Origin of the sequence: Desulfovibrio sp. 86 (assembly GCF_902702915.1) — a bacterium.
Lineage (GTDB): Bacteria > Desulfobacterota > Desulfovibrionia > Desulfovibrionales > Desulfovibrionaceae > Desulfovibrio.
In genome coordinates, this window is record NZ_LR738849.1 from 1,882,319 (window position 1) to 1,897,092 (window position 14,774).

A 14,774-nucleotide genomic window follows, 5' to 3' on the forward strand; every position below is an offset into this window, starting at 1 on the left:
GAACCTGCCGCTAATCTATTGCTTGCCGCAGAGCCCCATTGAAATGGCGTGATACCGAGAAACCTCTTGCCTCTGAAACCCCGCTTCAGATCAGCAAACTCTTTGTAGTACGGTAAGACACGATAAGAGTTTTAGGGGGTGGGGGCGTGGGGGAGGGACCCTTTTTCAAAAGGGTCCCTCCCCCACAAAGCATTGCCTCTCACTCCAACAACAAATCCCAACCGTACCCGCTCTAGCCTTCGCCTTGTAACGCGGCGCGGATGCGGCAGACGCCGCAGGTTTCGCCCGAGGACGTGGGGTAGCCGCAGAGGGTGCAGGGCGCCAGTTCCAGGCCTTCTTCGGCCTCGCGCCGGGCGAAGACGGGCCGTCCGCGTGCGAGAAAGCCCTGATAGAAATCGAGCTTGCGGCCGGGCATGGCGGCCTCGAGGTTCTGCATCAGGCCCTTGAGGGTGGTGAAGCTTGCTCCGGGGCTGTAGGGGCAGGGCGCATAGTGGTTTTCGATGCCCATCAAGAAGGCGTAGTTGGCGGTTTCAAATTCCGAGAGCCGCCAGAGGGGTTTGACCTTGCGTGAAAAGCCGTGCTCGCTGTCCAGCAGCGGCCCCTGGTCGGAAAGGTAGGCTGTGTCCCAGCGCAGGGTATTGCTGAACAGGCGGGCCACCTCGTCATCGAGGTTATGGCCTGTGGCCAGGGCGTCAAAGCCTTCATCCAGGGCGACCTTGTTGAAAAAATGGCGCTTGATCTTGCCGCAGGCGGAGCAGATGGGGCGGTTCAGACGTTCTTTGACAGCCGGAATGGGCAGGCCCTCGGCGACCATTTCCTTGACCATCAGATTGAGGCCGTGCTTGGCGCAGAAGCGCTCCACCACGCCGCGCGCGGCAGCGGAGGAAACGGGAATGCCAAGGTCGATGTGCAGGCCCGTGACATTGTAGCCCTGCAGCGACAGCTCAAGCATGAGGGCCAGCGAATCCTTGCCGCCTGAAAGCGCCACCAGCACGCGCTCGTCGCGGGTGAAAAGGTTTTGGCCTTCAATGCCCCTGGCAACCTGGCGGGAAAAAAACGTTTTGTAGCAGTCGGGACAAAAGGCGGCATTGTGGCTGCGCAGGGCAACCACGGCCTCGGCTTTGCATATCTTGCACTTCATCGCTGTTCCTGGTGTATGTAATAATAAGGAGTCATAGTATTTCAGTATGGGGAAACGCTGATGTATTCCGTTTGGCGGCGTTGCTTCCCTTTTTTTGAAACAGTCGAGGACGGAAGAGTCCACTCCTGCTTCAAAAAAAGATCGCGCCTTGCCAAACGAAATACCTGCGCGTTTCTAGAAGGCTCTTTAATCAGTGCTTCCATAGAAATCTGTTCAAGTCCGGGAATCGCCTGTGACGGGCGTGGGATCAAGCCAGCCAAGCTGGCGGCACCATTGCTGATATTGGGCGCAGGCCCTGGCGGCAAAGGATTCAAGTCCCACATGGTCGCGCAGTGGCTGGCTGGCTTCGGCGAGCCTGCGGCGCAGGGGCGCGTCCTGCATGATGTCGATCATGGCCTTGGCAAGGGCCTGGGGATCGTTTTCTTCCACCAGCAGCGCCACGTCGGCCGGGTCATTGCCGTCAAGACGCAGGCGTTCGCGGTGCAGGGGGCTTGTGCTGCACACTGTGGGCAGAAAGGCCGCCACGCCCGCCCAGAGGCTCTCGGGCCGTTCTTCGGGGGAAGATCCTGGCGCTATCCAGGCATGGCAGTGCCGCAAAACCTCTGGCAGGGACTGCTCGTTGAGCAGGCACAGGCGCGAACTGACGCCAAGGTTTTCGGCCTCTTCCAGCAGTTCGGCATAGCGTGGGCCGCCGCCCAGCGCGCGTACTTCCCAGGTGGGGAGGTCGTCGCGCTGCCACATGGCCGCCATGGCGCGCGTCACCAGTTGCGCGCCGGAGCGCGGCGTCATGGCGTCGCCCAGGGCAAAAATAAAGCGTTGCTCGCGGGAGTGCGCCGTTTCTCCGGCAATGGGTTCAGATGGTTGCGCCTGCTCCCAGGGCGGGGCGGGCGCAAAGTCGTCCAGGCTCATGCCAGGGGCAATCGGGGTGAGGAGGTCGCCGTCAAGGCGCAGTGTCCGGCCTTTTTCGCCACGTTCTGCGCGCAGGGCCGCCGTGGTGGAGTCTCCACCAACCGGGAGGCCGGGCCGGGCCGTGCCGCCTGAGTGGGGAGTACCGTCGGGCCGGGTCGCGGCGCTTTCCGTCGCGCTGTTTTCCGTCACGGCGCATGGCGTGGCGGCGCGTTCTGTGGTGCCGGAGGCGGGCATACGCTCCAGGATGTGTTGTGAGCCGCAAAGAATTTTGTGCGCTGCCAGAAAGGGCTTGCCCGTCATGCTCTGGGCCGCGGGCGGCCGTAGCAGAAAAGCGTGGGCCAGAAGGGTCGCGCCGGATTCACGCATGCGCAGAACGCTGCGGCCAAGGGCCATGGCGTCCTGACCGATTGTCTGCACCAGCAGGCGCGCATGCCTGCGCTGCCAGCGCCACAGCCTCCACAGATTGAGGGGGTTGCGCTGGCTCGCGCCGCTGACGGGAATAACGGGCAGGTTGAGTTGCACGGCGCGGCTATGCAGGGTGGAATGCTCGAGGCAGACCAGCATGGGGGCAAAGTTGCCGCCGTCGCGCATGCTGCGGGCCAGCGCAAGGGCGTGTTCCTCTTCCATACGGGCCGTGCGCATGGGCGAACCAAGCTCGGCCCAGCGCGTCTGCTCGTCAGGGCTGGCGGGGCCGGGCGTGGTGTTTTGCAGGGCTATGAGCAGAACACGCATCAGAAGGGAGTGCCTTGTTGCAACAGGTGGTCAAGCAGGGCCGTATGCAGCCATTGGGCCACGGGGCCGGGCTTGCCGCGCCACGCGCCATGCCCCACGGGGATGCCGTCAAAATGCGTAACGCCCACGCACAGGGTGGAACTGGTGAAAAGCAGCATTTCACGGGCAGTGGAGATTTCATCCTTGTGGATGGGCCGTTCCAGCACAGGCAGCGGGTCGGGGACGCGCCGCGCCGCCAGTTCAAGGGCCGCCAGCATGGTGGTGCCGGGCAAAATGCGCCTGAGTTCGGGGCAGAGCAGGCTGCCGTGGGCGTCCACAAGGCCCACGTTGGCCGTGGCGGCCTCGCCCAAAAAGCCGTTTTCGTCAAAGGTCACGGCCACGTCCATGCCTTTTTGCGTGGCTTCCATAGCCATGAAGACATTGGGCAGGTAATTGGTGTTCTTGATGCGGGCGAGGTATTCCTGTTTGGGCGGGATGTCGCTGGTAAAGGCGGTGAGGCCTTTTTCATAAAAGGCTTCGCCCGCGAAGCTTTTGCGCAGGGCCACAATGTAAAGCCCGGCCTGCGGGCATTCCGACGGGCTGATGCCGAAACCGCCGGGGCCACGGCTCAGGAACACGCGCATGTCGCCCTGCTCGCTTGCTGCGGCGCGGGCAACATCCAGAATAATGGCGCGCACTTCGCCCCAGGAGCAGGGCGGCGTGATTTTCAGGGCGGCTGCGCCGTCCTTGAGGCGATTCAGGTGCTGGTCAAGGCTGAACAACCTGCCCTGGCGGTAACTGATGCTCTCAAAAAGACCGTCGCCCCTGTGGCAGATGTGGTCGTCCAGAGGCAGGAGCAGCAGGCTGGCGTCAGTGCAGATATGCCCCACCCTGTGGTCATAGAAGGCCAGCACGTTCTCTGAACCGGGTCGGGGAGCGGCCAGCAGGGCCGCAAGGTAGGTCTGGGCATCCACAGCTTTCAAGGGGGGGTCTCCTCAATGGGCGGACGGGGTCTCCGTCCGCCCGCTGAAGGCGTATGTGTATCTGGCGTTGCGAACGCGCGCGTAAACGCAGGCCGCCCTACGCCATGAAGACGTTTTTGTCCGCCACACGCACAAGTTCGCGCTGCACAAGCTCTTCGGCAATCTGCACGGCGTTGAGGGCCGCGCCCTTGCGTATGTTGTCGGCCACGATCCACATGTTGAGGCCGTTTTCAATGGTCTCGTCCTCGCGGATGCGCCCCACGTAGGTGGCGTCCTCGCCCACGCAGTAGCCGGGCATGGGGTACATGAGCTCGCGGGGATTGTCGAACACGCGCACGCCGGGCGCTTGCGAAAGCAGGACGCGGGCGTCGCGGGCCGATATTTTCTTTTCCGTCTCGATGTTGACGGATTCCGCATGGCAGTAGAACACGGGCACGCGCACGCAGGTGGCCGTAACCTTGACCGAAGGATCGTTGAAAATCTTGACGGTCTCGTGAACCATCTTCATTTCTTCCTTGGTGTAGTCGTTTTCAAGGAAAACGTCGATGTGCGGTAGACAGTTGAAGGCGATGCGGTAGGGATAGGTCTTGTTTTCGGGGTCGCGGCCGTTGAAAAGGTCGCGCACCTGCCGTTCCAGTTCTTCGATGCCCTTCTGGCCCGTGCCGGAAACCGCCTGATAGGTGGAAACCACGATGCGCTTGATTTTCGCCGCGTCGTGCAGGGGCTTCAGCGCCACAACCATCTGGATGGTGGAGCAATTGGGGTTGGCGATAATGCCCTGGTGCGCGTCCAGCGCGCCGGCATTTACTTCGGGCACCACCAGAGGACAGCGGTCGTCCATGCGCCATGCTGCGGAATTGTCCACCACGACACAGCCAGCATGGGCCGCATGGGGGGAGAATTTTTGCGAAGCGGCGCCGCCAGCGGAGAAAATGGCCAGATCAATGCCTTCAAAGACGTCTTCTTTCAGCTCTTCAACAGTTAGCTCGCGCTCGCCAAAAGGCACCTTGGAGCCCGCCGAACGGGCAGAGGCAAAGGCACGTACTTCGGTAGCGGGAAATTCGCGCTCGTGAAGGGTCTTGAGCATTTCACGGCCTACGGCGCCAGTGGCGCCCACAACGGCAACAGTCAGCTTCTTGCTCATGGTCTTTCGCTCTCCTTGGGGCGATGCCCGGCGACCTTACGGAGCCGCCGATAAAAAGGGCGCGGCATGTGCGCGCGGTGAGGCGGTAGTATAGTCCCCATTGCGGCAAAAGTGAAGGGCGGGCTTGCTGCAAAAACTGTTGCGTTTAAAGCTGTGTTCTGGAGCGGTGATGTTTTGGAGCGGTGGTATTTTGAAATGCTTTGTGGTGGAGGGACCCTTTTAAAAAAGGGTCGCCTCCCCCACGCCCCCACCCCCTAAAACTTTTATTGTATGAGGCGGGGGGGCAAAAGAGAGCGCCTTGCCGGCATAACACCGCAAAGTTTATCTGCTCCAAGCAAGGGACACGGCGGCGGCAAACAGCGCATGCCCCCATATGAGGCGCGCCAATAACCACAGCCGCCAGTGCAGTTTTATGGTGAAACTGCTCTGGCGGCTGTAAGTTTCGGCCTTGTGTCTCTGTCAGACCCGCCTTGCCGGGGCCTGTCCACGGCCCGGTACAGTAGCGTGGCGTATTCCGCGCCGTGGCGCGCCCTTGGCCCGGGGGCTTTTGGGGCAGGCCTAGAATTCCAGATTGCCCGGCGTGCGCGGGAAGGGAATGACGTCGCGAATATTGGTGATGCCCGTGAGCATCATGAGCAGGCGCTCGAAGCCCAGGCCAAAGCCCGCATGGGGCACGGTGCCGAAGCGGCGCAGGTCAAGATACCACCAGTAGTCCTCTGGGTTCTGGCCCATTTCGCGGATGCGCGCCTCAAGCCTGTGGAGGCGCTCTTCACGCTGGGAACCGCCGATGAGCTCGCCAATGCGGGGCACCAGCATGTCCATGGCGGCAACGGTTTTGCCGTCTTCATTCTGCCGCATGTAGAACGCTTTGATATCCTTGGGATAATCGTAAACAATCACGGGCTTTTTAAAGTGTTCCTCGGCAAGATAGCGCTCGTGCTCGGTTTGCAGGTCTGTGCCGAAGGACACGGGGAAGGTGAAATCCTTGCCGCTTTTTTGCAGAATTTCAACAGCCTCGGTGTATGGCACGCGGGCAAAGGGCGCGGCCAGCATGTGCTGCAGGCGTTCACGCAGGCCCTTGTCCACAAAGCTGTCAAAAAGATTCACGTCCTCTTCGCAGTGCGTCAGTACGTGGTCCACCACATGGCGCGTCAGCCCCTCGCCCAGTTCCATGAGGTCTTCAAGATCGGCAAAAGCCATTTCAGGCTCGATCATCCAGAATTCGGCGGCGTGACGCGGGGTGTTGGAATTCTCCGCCCGGAAGGTGGGGCCGAAGCTGTATACGCGGCCAAGGCCCGTGGCCAGGGCTTCGGCCTCAAGCTGGCCGGAAACCGTGAGATTGCACTGGCGGCTGAAAAAATCCTCGCCAAGATCCTTTGCGCCGGGCTCAAGCGTGGTCACGCGGAACATTTCGCCCGCGCCCTCGCAGTCCGCTCCGGTAAGCACCGGGGTATGGACAAGGGAGAAACGGCGGCCGCGAAAAAAGTCGTGTACGGCAAAACCGGCCTCGGAACGGATGCGGAACATGGCCCCGTATTTGTTGGTGCGCGGGCGCAGGTGGGCGATGGTGCGCAAAAATTCGTCCGAATGCCGCTTTTTCTGCAGGGGAAAGCTCTCCGGGTCCGCAAGACCGTATACTTCGACGTGCTGCGCGCGTACTTCCCACTTCTGGCCCTTGCCGGGCGAGGGCACAAGTTCGCCCGTGACGCGCACGGCCGCGCCGGTGGCCGCGTCGCCAAGGCCTTCGTGGGCCGACGTGCCCGTGTCCACTATGCACTGCATGTTGGTGAGGCAGGAGCCGTCGTTGATTTCAACAAAACTGAAATCCTTGGCGTCACGGCGCGTGCGTATCCAGCCGCACAGGGCAATGGCGGGCTGTGCCGCTTCGGAATTGAGAGCGTCAATAATCAGGGTTCGCTGCATGGCGGGGCTCCTCGGTGGGAAAAGAATTTACGCAAGTGTAGCGCTTCCGGGGGGCGGGCTCAAGAGCGTATGCGCGGGCAGGGCCAGAGCAGACGGTGTGGCGCGGCCACATGCGCCTGGTGTAGGGCGGGCGTGCGGCCCACATGCGGCAAATGTGCGTTTGGCGTGTGCCGGGCGTGCGGTGGATGTTCCACGGGCGGCCGCTTTTGCGCGCCCCGCCTGTGGAACACCCGTTGAGGCGGATTTTGCCTGAAATAGTTCAGAATATTCTTACAAGAACGGCCCCGCCGAACAGCATGGCAACCCCCAGCAAGCGCAGCAGCGACGCGGGATGTTCGGGAAAGCCCACCAGGGCGAAGTGGTCGAGGATGACAGAAACCGCAAGCTGGCCCAGCAGCATGAAGGCCGTCATGGTGGCGGCCCCCAGTTTGGGGCCGAGCATGATGGTGCAGGTGACAAAGACCGTGCCGAACAGGCCGCCGATCCACAACCACCAGGGCGTGGCGGCTATTTCGCTGATGCCCGGCCAGCTTTGGCGCGTGACGAGGCTGTATATCCAGAGGGCCAGCGTTCCCACGGCAAAAGACACAAGGGACGCCTGCATGGGGTCGCCCAGAAAACGCCGTAAAAGATTGTTGATGCCTGCCTGTACGGGAATGCACCCGCCGCCGACGACGGCCAGAAGAAGCAGTAGACTTTTCATGATGGCTCCTGGAGCAGTTTACGAATGAAATGCGTTAATTGCTCAGCAAGGATTTTTTGAAAATCCTTGCCATGAAATGCGGGTAGGCGGGCTTTTGTCTGCCGTACGCGGGCATTTCAAGTGGTAATTGCTCTGGCTTGACGCTAACGAAAATACGGGCCTGATGCGTGGTGTCCGGCTTTGCATTATGGCCAAATTGGACTACGGTACAGAGCCATTAATAAAAAACTTGTTGGGCCATTATGGGCAAGCAAAGCATTATAACCGAGCTGGCGGCTCTGGGCGGTCTGTCGCTCAAGCCGGGCAGCATGGGCCGCCAGTTGGCCGCCCGCCTGCGTGAAGCCATTGAAACCGGCCAGCTTCGCCCTGGCGACAGGCTGCCCGCCAGCCGCATTCTGGCGCGCAAGCTGGGGCTTGCGCGCGGCACCGTGGCCGATGTGTACAGCCAGCTTGTGGCCGAGGGCTATCTTGAATCCCGCGTGGGCGCTGGCACGTATGTGGCCCGCGATCTGGGCACAACGCCCTTTGCCGCAATCCCGCAGGGGCTTGCCCGGCGCAGGGCGGATCTGTCTGTCCCGCCGCACTGGCCCAGGGCCAGCCCGCCGTTCCGCTTTCCTGAGCATCTTGAGAAAACGCAGGCCGACATGCCGCCCAACGCGCGGCGTTTTGCCGTCTTTGCCGGGCGCTTCGCCCCGCAGCCCCTGGTGCCCTTTTCTGTGGCTGTGCCATTGGCGGGCGTTGCCCCTGACCATAACTGGCGGCGGCTGGGCAATCGCGTTCGATCCGGCATGGAGGCCGCCCCCACAGGGTATGAAGATCCTTGCGGTCTCATGGCGTTGCGGGAGGCCATTGCCGCCTATGTGCGCAAATCCAGGGCAGTGGTCTGCGGGCCGGAAAATGTGATCATCACAAACGGCGCACAGCAGGGGCTCTATATCACGGGGCGAATCCTGCTTGGGCCGGGCGAACCCGTATGGGCGGAAAATCCGGCCTATCCCGGACTCATGACCGTGCTTGAGGACGTGCAGGCGCGCATATTCCGTATTCCTGTGGACGGGCACGGCATAGACGTGTCGGCCGGGGCGGCCCTGTGTCCCGACGCCCGCGCGGCTTTTGTCACCCCTTCGCACCAGTTTCCGCTGGGAATGGTCATGAGCATGGCCCGCCGTATGGAGCTTCTGGCCTGGGCACGCACCTGCGGGGCCTGGCTCGTGGAGGACGACTACGACAGCGAGATGCGTTTTTCCGGCCAGCCTTTTCCCGCATTGCAGGGGCTTGATCCGCAGCACGTCATCTATCTGGGAACCATGAGCAAGGTGCTTTTTCCCTCCTTGCGCATAGGCTATGCCATTGTGCCGCAGGAACTGGTCGGGGCCTTTGTGGGCGCGCGCACGCTTATGGACAAGCAGTCGCCCACGGCAGAGCAGCATGTTCTGGCGGCCTACATGAAAGAAGGGTATTTTGAGGCGCATGTGCGCCGCATACGCAAACTCTATGCCCAGCGCAGGCAGAGTCTGCTGCACCTGCTGCGTGCGCGTCTTGCGGACTGGGGCAGCCCGCAGTCTGGCGAGCAGGGCATGCATCTTGTTTTTTGGCTGTCCGCCCAGGTGGACGACGTGGCAGTGGCGCTTGCGGCGACTCAAGAAGGGTTGGCGGTGCGCCCGCTTTCGCCCCTGTACGGACGGGAAACTGGCAGGCCTGGCCTCATGCTGGGTTTTGGCGGGTTCAGCGAACAGCAGCTTGAACAAGGTGTGGAAAAATTGCGATTGGTGCTGGAACGGCATTGCGGGCGGGCCTGAGCCGCAATGGAACGTAAATCGCGCTGCGCGTCACGTGGGCGCGGATTGCAGCAGGGCTGCTATGTACCCTGGCGCAAGCGGCGTAATCTCCGCAGGACAACGATGCGCCGCTCAGGCTGCAATGCTGCCGCACGCGGCGTAACCCCGTACCCTTTGAAAATGTGCATTTCTCAAGGTAATCCGCTTTGGTCGGGTGCTGGCGCTTTTCTTTTTTCTAAACTTTATATAGACTCAAAAAGGATGTATCCTGATGCCGCGCCCGCTCGGGCTGGCAGGGTCAGGAACCGTCACACACTCCGCATGTTGAGGTGAAAGGCATGAAGAAATTTTTTGGCATTCTGGCCCTGTTCTGCGCATTGACGATGGCTGGTGCAGCGATGGCCGCTACGCCTCAGGCGGGCAAGCCCGTTCAGGACAAACCCGAAAAAGGCGCGGACCGCGTGACGGTTGTAAGCGTGACCCTTGAAGGCACGGACAGCATTGGCGCGCGCCTGGGCACAACTCTGAAGGAACGCTTCAATAAAAGCAGCCTCTTCACCCTGAACGACGATGAAGAAAAAGACGTGCCCAAGCTCTACGTCATGGTTGAAACCAAACCGGAATTTTCCAGCCGCCCCGGCGTGGGGTCAGTGTATTCCGTGTGCTGGGTTTTCAAGCAGGGCAAGGGGTATCTTGGGTATCTGCTGGCCCGCGATCTTGGGACCATCAACTATGAAGACGTGGACGGTCTGGTAGACAGGCTTGTGGAGCGAACTGACGGCATTGCCGCCAAGTACAGCAGTTTGTGGAAATAAGCGCTTCGCGCTGGCAGAGAAAAGTTTTTCTTTTCGAGTGATGTTTGCTGTGCCCCGTAGGGGGTTGTACCCCGCAGGGGGTGTAAAGGCTCTCCGTTGGGGGGCCTTTTTTTTGTGTTGTCTTGGGGGGGCACGGCGAAGCGTGAGCATGCGCGGCGGGCGACGTGGCGTGAGCATGCGCGACGGGCGCTCTGAAGAAAGCAAAGAAGGGCCTGTCCTTTGAGAGGTGGGTGTTGTGCCCTGCGGGCATGGCGGCCTGTCTTTTATTACGTTTGGGCCGCCTCCGGCGGGTGGCGTGTCGGGAGTATGCGCGACGGGCGCTCTGAAGAAATTAAAGCAGGGCTTGTCCTTTGAGAGATAATTTGTCTGCCCTACGGGCACGGCAGCTTTTCTTTTCTGTTGTTTTGGCCGCCTTCGCGGCGTGCGGCAAGGCGGGGCCGGTTATGGGGCTGCGCCCCCTTCTCGGCCCCCCTTGCATCCCCCCCGAAGCACCCCCCTGTCCTACCCTGACCAACAGTTTCCCTTTTTCGGGGGCGGCTACGCACGAACCTCGCCGACGTGTCGGCTTCGGTTCTTTATGACGCCGCCCCCGGCGCTGCCCCTCTCCTTGCCTGAGAAACAGCTCTGGCTTGAGTGCGTTGCCTGCGTAACAGCAAGCGATCCCCATTCGGCGCGGAGGCGCACGTTGGCATAATGAGGCACTTTAGCCGATCTCTCGTTCAGCGCGAAGGTGCACGCTGGCATTGCGCGGCGCGCAGGGAGATCGCCGAGCGGAGCGAGGAAGCTCCCGGAGCAAAAGCCGCGCAGCCCTCGCCAATCTGCGGTAATTGGAAAGCTTTGGGGGTAAACGGGGGGAGTGCAGAGGGGGCCTCGTCAGGGGGCGCAGCCCCCTTCACAGGCCCCTTCTGCCCCCGCCGGAGGCGGCCCAAACGTAATAAAAGAAAAGCCGCCATGCCCGCAGGGCACAGAAGCTTATTCTCAGAGGACAGGCCCTGCTTTAATTTCTTCAGAGCGCCCGTCGCGCATACTCTCGACACGTCACCCGCCGAGGCGGCCCAAACGTAATAAAAGACAGGCCGCCATGCCCGCAGGGCACAGAAGCTTATTCTCAAAGGACAGGCCCGTGCTTTAATTTCTTCAGAGCGCCCGTCGCGCATACTCACGCCACGCCGCGCGCGCAGGCGGCCACGCAAAAATTCAAAGGGAAAAAAGTCTTGGAGTTGAGTGACTTTGAAAAAGTATAAAAGTTCTAAAAGCCAAAACCGCCCAGCCCGTCCCCGCGTTGCTGCGCTGCCGCCAACTCATCTGCCGTCAGCGGATCATCGTGAAAAACATAGCGATTCTTGCCAAGCTGCTTGGCCCGGTATTGGGCGTTATCCGCCTTTTGCAGCGCTTCTTCGTAGGAGGTCTCGCTGCCGTCAAACACATAGATGCCAATACTTGCGGTGATGTCCACGGCCTTGCCATCATGTTCAAAATGCATTGAAAGCGCTTGCAGCACGGATTCTGCCCGCGCGGTTATGGCGTTGCGGGTGATGCCTATGGCAAAGACGCAAAACTCGTCGCCGCCGAAGCGGCCTACGGCATCGGCATTGCGGAAGATGCGCTTGAGGGCGTCGGCAGCTTCGGCCAGGGCGTTATCGCCCACAATGTGCCCAAGGCTGTCGTTGAGGGCCTTGAAATTGTCCAGATCCAGAAAAAGCAAGGCGTGTGTTTTACCATTCAGGACAGTGGTTGGCAGATTCTGCATCACCCGCTCGCGGAAGGCGGTTTTGTTATAGAGGTCAGTAAGGCTGTCGCGTTGCGAAAGACGCTCCAGTTCCGCCCTGCGGCGCACCTCCTCGTCAATATCCACGATCTTGCCAACGATGCGCAGTGGGGCGTCGTTTTTGCTGATGCGGGTGGTCTGCACCCGACACCAGATATAACGCCCCTGGACTGTGGGAATGCGCATAACGCCAAAGACCGTGCGCTCGCCGGAACGGACGCGCCGCCGCATTTCCGCGAGGGCGGGCAGATCGTCGGGATGCACGACCTGATCATTGCGCGGGCGGCCGTCAGGAGCGAACAGCGGCGTGCCTTCGCGCCCGAATTTGGTGTAAAAATTGGGCGAACAGGTGTACTGCGCCTTTTCTGTGTCCACATCAAAAATGATGTCCTGCGACTGCTCAAGAATGATGCGATACCGTTCTTTTTCCTGTTCCAACTGCTCGTTCATGTGTTTCTGTTCGGTGATGTCAACGATAACGCAATCAAGACATGGCTGTGCGGCGTCATGCTCGTCACAGGACCATGTGCAACGTAATAACGCGGGCAGCCACAGGCCATTTTTGCGGCGCAGGTTCAGTTCCATGCTTATGGCTGCGTTTTCCTGCCGCTGTTGCTTAAGCCGCCGATACAGATGCTCGGCTTCGGCCGGAAGCATAAAATCGGCCAGACTCGGTTTTTCCGGCGGGTTGTCGCCATAATCCAGCAAGTGCCAGAAGCCGCTGTTGGCATTGCGGATGTCCAGCCGCACGTTGGCCGCAAGGCTGATAACGCCGCCGTTGATATTGTTGGCAATGTTGGTCAGGCGACGTTCGTTCTTTTGGGCGATGCTTCTGTTTTTGCGGCGCAGGTACATGACATAGGCAACAAAGGCCAGGGGAAAGAGCAGCAGCTCGCCCAGAATCGCCAGCAGCGTCCGGTGTTCGTAGGCCATGTCCTTGAGGCTCAGAGGCCCAGCCACGGCAGAAATGTTTTCGGAAATGATCTGGCTTTTGCTTTTTTCGTCCACCTCCATGATCTGCTTGTTGATAAGGCTCAGCAGGATAGGCGGCACGGTCGCGTTAATGCCCACCCGGGCTTCTTCAATGCCGCTGCGCCCCTGCAGGGCGCAAATGTCCTTAAAGCGTGGCCGGGTCAGAAGGTAATCCACTTCAAGCGTGTTTTGCAGCAGCAGATCCGCCTTGTTTTCGACAACCGCATTCAGGCAATCTTCTGTGCTGTCAAAGAACTGCAGGCGCGTGGCGGGATAGTATGTTTCCATATAGGCGCGGCCGCCGAGCCAGTTTTGCGGCAGGGCCACGGCCAGGGTAGAAGCGGTCGGGATATCAAAGAAATTTTTGCCGTACAGGTTGAGCCCGCAGCGCAACAGGGGTGAGGACAGCGTATAGACGGGGTTGCCCTTGGTACAGGGGTCGAACATGGCCCCGACGCACAGGTCTATCTTGTCGCGCACAAAGTACTCGTCAAGATTTGCGTCCGTCAGATTCATAGGCACAAAGGTGAAGCGCAGGCCGCAGTTGCGGGCGATGAGGCGCAGAATATCCGGCAGAATGCCCCTGGCTTCGCCAGTTGCAGGGTCAAACCAGGACATGGGCTTGCGGTTCGGGGGATATCCCACCCGCAGGAGGGGGCTTTCTGCCACAAAGTCGCGTTCCGCCTTGGTCAGCGGGGTCTGGTAGCTGCGCCACATGTGGGCGCGGGCCAGTCTGCTTTCCAGGTCGGGCTGCTCCAGCTTCAACTGGGCCATGGCCTGCTCCAGTTCTTCCATCAGGGCGCGATTGGAGCGGTTGCCGATAAAGAAAAAGGGCAGGGGATTAAATTTGGCAAGAATGACTTCGTCATCCCGAAGGGCGGTCACCGTAGTGAGTATGGCGTCCAGCTTGTGTTCGGCCAGGGCTTGCCGGAGCGCGGCGAGATCCCTGAACGGAAGGAGCGGCGGCGGCGTGAAGCCGTGCTGTTTGGCATAGCTGGCAAAGTTTTTGTGCCAGGGGCTTACTGCGTCAATGCCTATACGCAATTTATCGAAATTATTGAAGTCCTCATAGGCAAAAGGTGTGCCTTTGGGCGCGATGAGGGCGGTGTAGGTGGTTCCGTTGGCGTAGGGGGAGTATAGGAAACGCTTGCCGCGTTCCGGGGTGAAGAGGGTGCCGCCCATAAGATCAATATGCTCTTTTTCAAGAGCGTCAGCAGCGTCATGCCAGTTGTCGAAGTGAACGTATTCCACCCGCCAGTTGGCATATCTGCTCACCTGCTCAAGATAGTCCACATTGTAGCCGACGGCATGGCCGTTTTCCATGCGATGAAAGCCTGCAAGAGGAAAGATGCCTACCCAGACTGTGCGGGAGGCGGCATGGGACAGCAGGGGCGCAGCTGCCTGCAACAGGCAGAAAAACACCCAAGCGAGAAGCGGCAGGACGCGGATGTTCCTGTGCATGTGCCCTTGTCCCCCATTGAAGCCTGGCGTACCCAGCCCGTTGCCTGTGCGTCGGTGCAGTGTACATTTGTTCTGGAAAGACGTGTTGTCATGCGCCAGCCGCCAGAGCAGTTTACGAATGAACGGAGTGAACTGCTCTGCAAGGATTTTCCTGAAAATCCTTGCCTCGAAATGTGAGCAGGCAGGCTTTTGCCTGCCGTACACGAGCATTTCAAAGGGGCACTGATTAAAGAGCTATTTCGTTTGGCAAGGCGCGGTCTTTTTTTGAAGCAGGAGTGGACTCTTCCGTCCTCGACTGTTTCAAAAAAAGTGAAGCAAAACCGCAAAACGGAATAAATCAGCGTTTCCTTAAAGGCTCTAATGCTGTGCCGCGTTTGCCGCGCCGCCGCGTGAGACCCCCCCGGTCTGCCTTGGGCAGAGCGTCCTTGAGAATGCCCGTTCTTCAAGGTTCTGCCATTCCCGCTCC

General features: G+C 60.3%; 9 protein-coding genes. 2 read left to right on the forward strand and 7 right to left on the reverse strand.

Annotated features, from left to right (window positions below):
- Positions 1 to 232: 232 nt before the first annotated feature.
- The 6 genes from DESU86_RS07785 to DESU86_RS07810 all read right to left on the reverse strand — a co-directional run bounded on the left by DESU86_RS07785 (position 233) and on the right by DESU86_RS07810 (position 7,514).
- Positions 233 to 1,141, reverse strand: coding sequence for an ATP-binding protein (locus tag DESU86_RS07785; RefSeq protein WP_179980532.1), 909 nt, complete (start codon positions 1,139 to 1,141; stop codon positions 233 to 235).
- Positions 1,142 to 1,354: 213 nt separating this feature from the next.
- Positions 1,355 to 2,782: a glycosyltransferase gene (locus tag DESU86_RS07790; protein WP_179980533.1), complete on the reverse strand. Its 1,428-nt coding sequence runs from the start codon at positions 2,780 to 2,782 to the stop codon at positions 1,355 to 1,357.
- The gene (locus tag DESU86_RS07795) at positions 2,782 to 3,735 is read right to left on the reverse strand and encodes an aminotransferase class IV (RefSeq protein WP_442873488.1); all 954 of its coding nucleotides are present in this window, start codon (positions 3,733 to 3,735) and stop codon (positions 2,782 to 2,784) included. The genes DESU86_RS07790 and DESU86_RS07795 overlap by 1 nt, the downstream gene beginning before the upstream one ends.
- Positions 3,736 to 3,841: 106 nt before the next feature.
- On the reverse strand, positions 3,842 to 4,888 hold the full coding sequence (locus tag DESU86_RS07800) for an aspartate-semialdehyde dehydrogenase (RefSeq protein WP_179980535.1): 1,047 nt from the start codon (positions 4,886 to 4,888) through the stop codon (positions 3,842 to 3,844).
- A 558-nt stretch (positions 4,889 to 5,446) separates the two neighbouring features.
- On the reverse strand, positions 5,447 to 6,811 hold the full coding sequence (gene asnS, locus DESU86_RS07805; protein WP_179980536.1) for an asparagine--tRNA ligase: 1,365 nt from the start codon (positions 6,809 to 6,811) through the stop codon (positions 5,447 to 5,449).
- A gap of 259 nt (positions 6,812 to 7,070) precedes the next feature.
- Entirely contained in the window at positions 7,071 to 7,514 is a 444-nt protein-coding gene (locus tag DESU86_RS07810) for a DMT family transporter (protein ID WP_179980537.1), read from the reverse strand.
- Between the two features lie 242 nt (positions 7,515 to 7,756).
- Between DESU86_RS07810 and pdxR the strand changes: the two genes are divergently transcribed.
- On the forward strand, positions 7,757 to 9,313 hold the full coding sequence (gene pdxR / locus DESU86_RS07815; protein WP_179980538.1) for a MocR-like pyridoxine biosynthesis transcription factor PdxR: 1,557 nt from the start codon (positions 7,757 to 7,759) through the stop codon (positions 9,311 to 9,313).
- A gap of 317 nt (positions 9,314 to 9,630) precedes the next feature.
- Positions 9,631 to 10,107: a hypothetical protein gene (locus tag DESU86_RS07820; protein WP_179980539.1), complete on the forward strand. Its 477-nt coding sequence runs from the start codon at positions 9,631 to 9,633 to the stop codon at positions 10,105 to 10,107.
- Positions 10,108 to 11,356: 1,249 nt separating this feature from the next.
- On the opposite strand, the gene DESU86_RS07825 is transcribed toward DESU86_RS07820, so the two are convergent.
- Complete coding sequence (locus tag DESU86_RS07825) at positions 11,357 to 14,308, reverse strand: diguanylate cyclase (RefSeq protein ID WP_179980540.1); 2,952 nt, start codon at positions 14,306 to 14,308, stop codon at positions 11,357 to 11,359.
- Positions 14,309 to 14,774: the final 466 nt, after the last annotated feature.

Bases quoted from the DNA above. Each gene is read 5' to 3' on its own strand.
- DESU86_RS07785 (WP_179980532.1), bottom strand. From the start codon at position 1,141: ATGAAGTGCAAGATATGCAAAGCCGAGGCCGTGGTTGCCCTGCGCAGC.
- DESU86_RS07790 (WP_179980533.1), bottom strand. From the start codon at position 2,782: ATGCGTGTTCTGCTCATAGCCCTGCAAAACACCACGCCCGGCCCCGCC.
- DESU86_RS07800 (WP_179980535.1), bottom strand. From the start codon at position 4,888: ATGAGCAAGAAGCTGACTGTTGCCGTTGTGGGCGCCACTGGCGCCGTA.
- asnS (WP_179980536.1), bottom strand. From the start codon at position 6,811: ATGCAGCGAACCCTGATTATTGACGCTCTCAATTCCGAAGCGGCACAG.
- DESU86_RS07810 (WP_179980537.1), bottom strand. From the start codon at position 7,514: ATGAAAAGTCTACTGCTTCTTCTGGCCGTCGTCGGCGGCGGGTGCATT.
- pdxR (WP_179980538.1), top strand. From the start codon at position 7,757: ATGGGCAAGCAAAGCATTATAACCGAGCTGGCGGCTCTGGGCGGTCTG.
- DESU86_RS07820 (WP_179980539.1), top strand. From the start codon at position 9,631: ATGAAGAAATTTTTTGGCATTCTGGCCCTGTTCTGCGCATTGACGATG.
- DESU86_RS07825 (WP_179980540.1), bottom strand. From the start codon at position 14,308: ATGCACAGGAACATCCGCGTCCTGCCGCTTCTCGCTTGGGTGTTTTTC.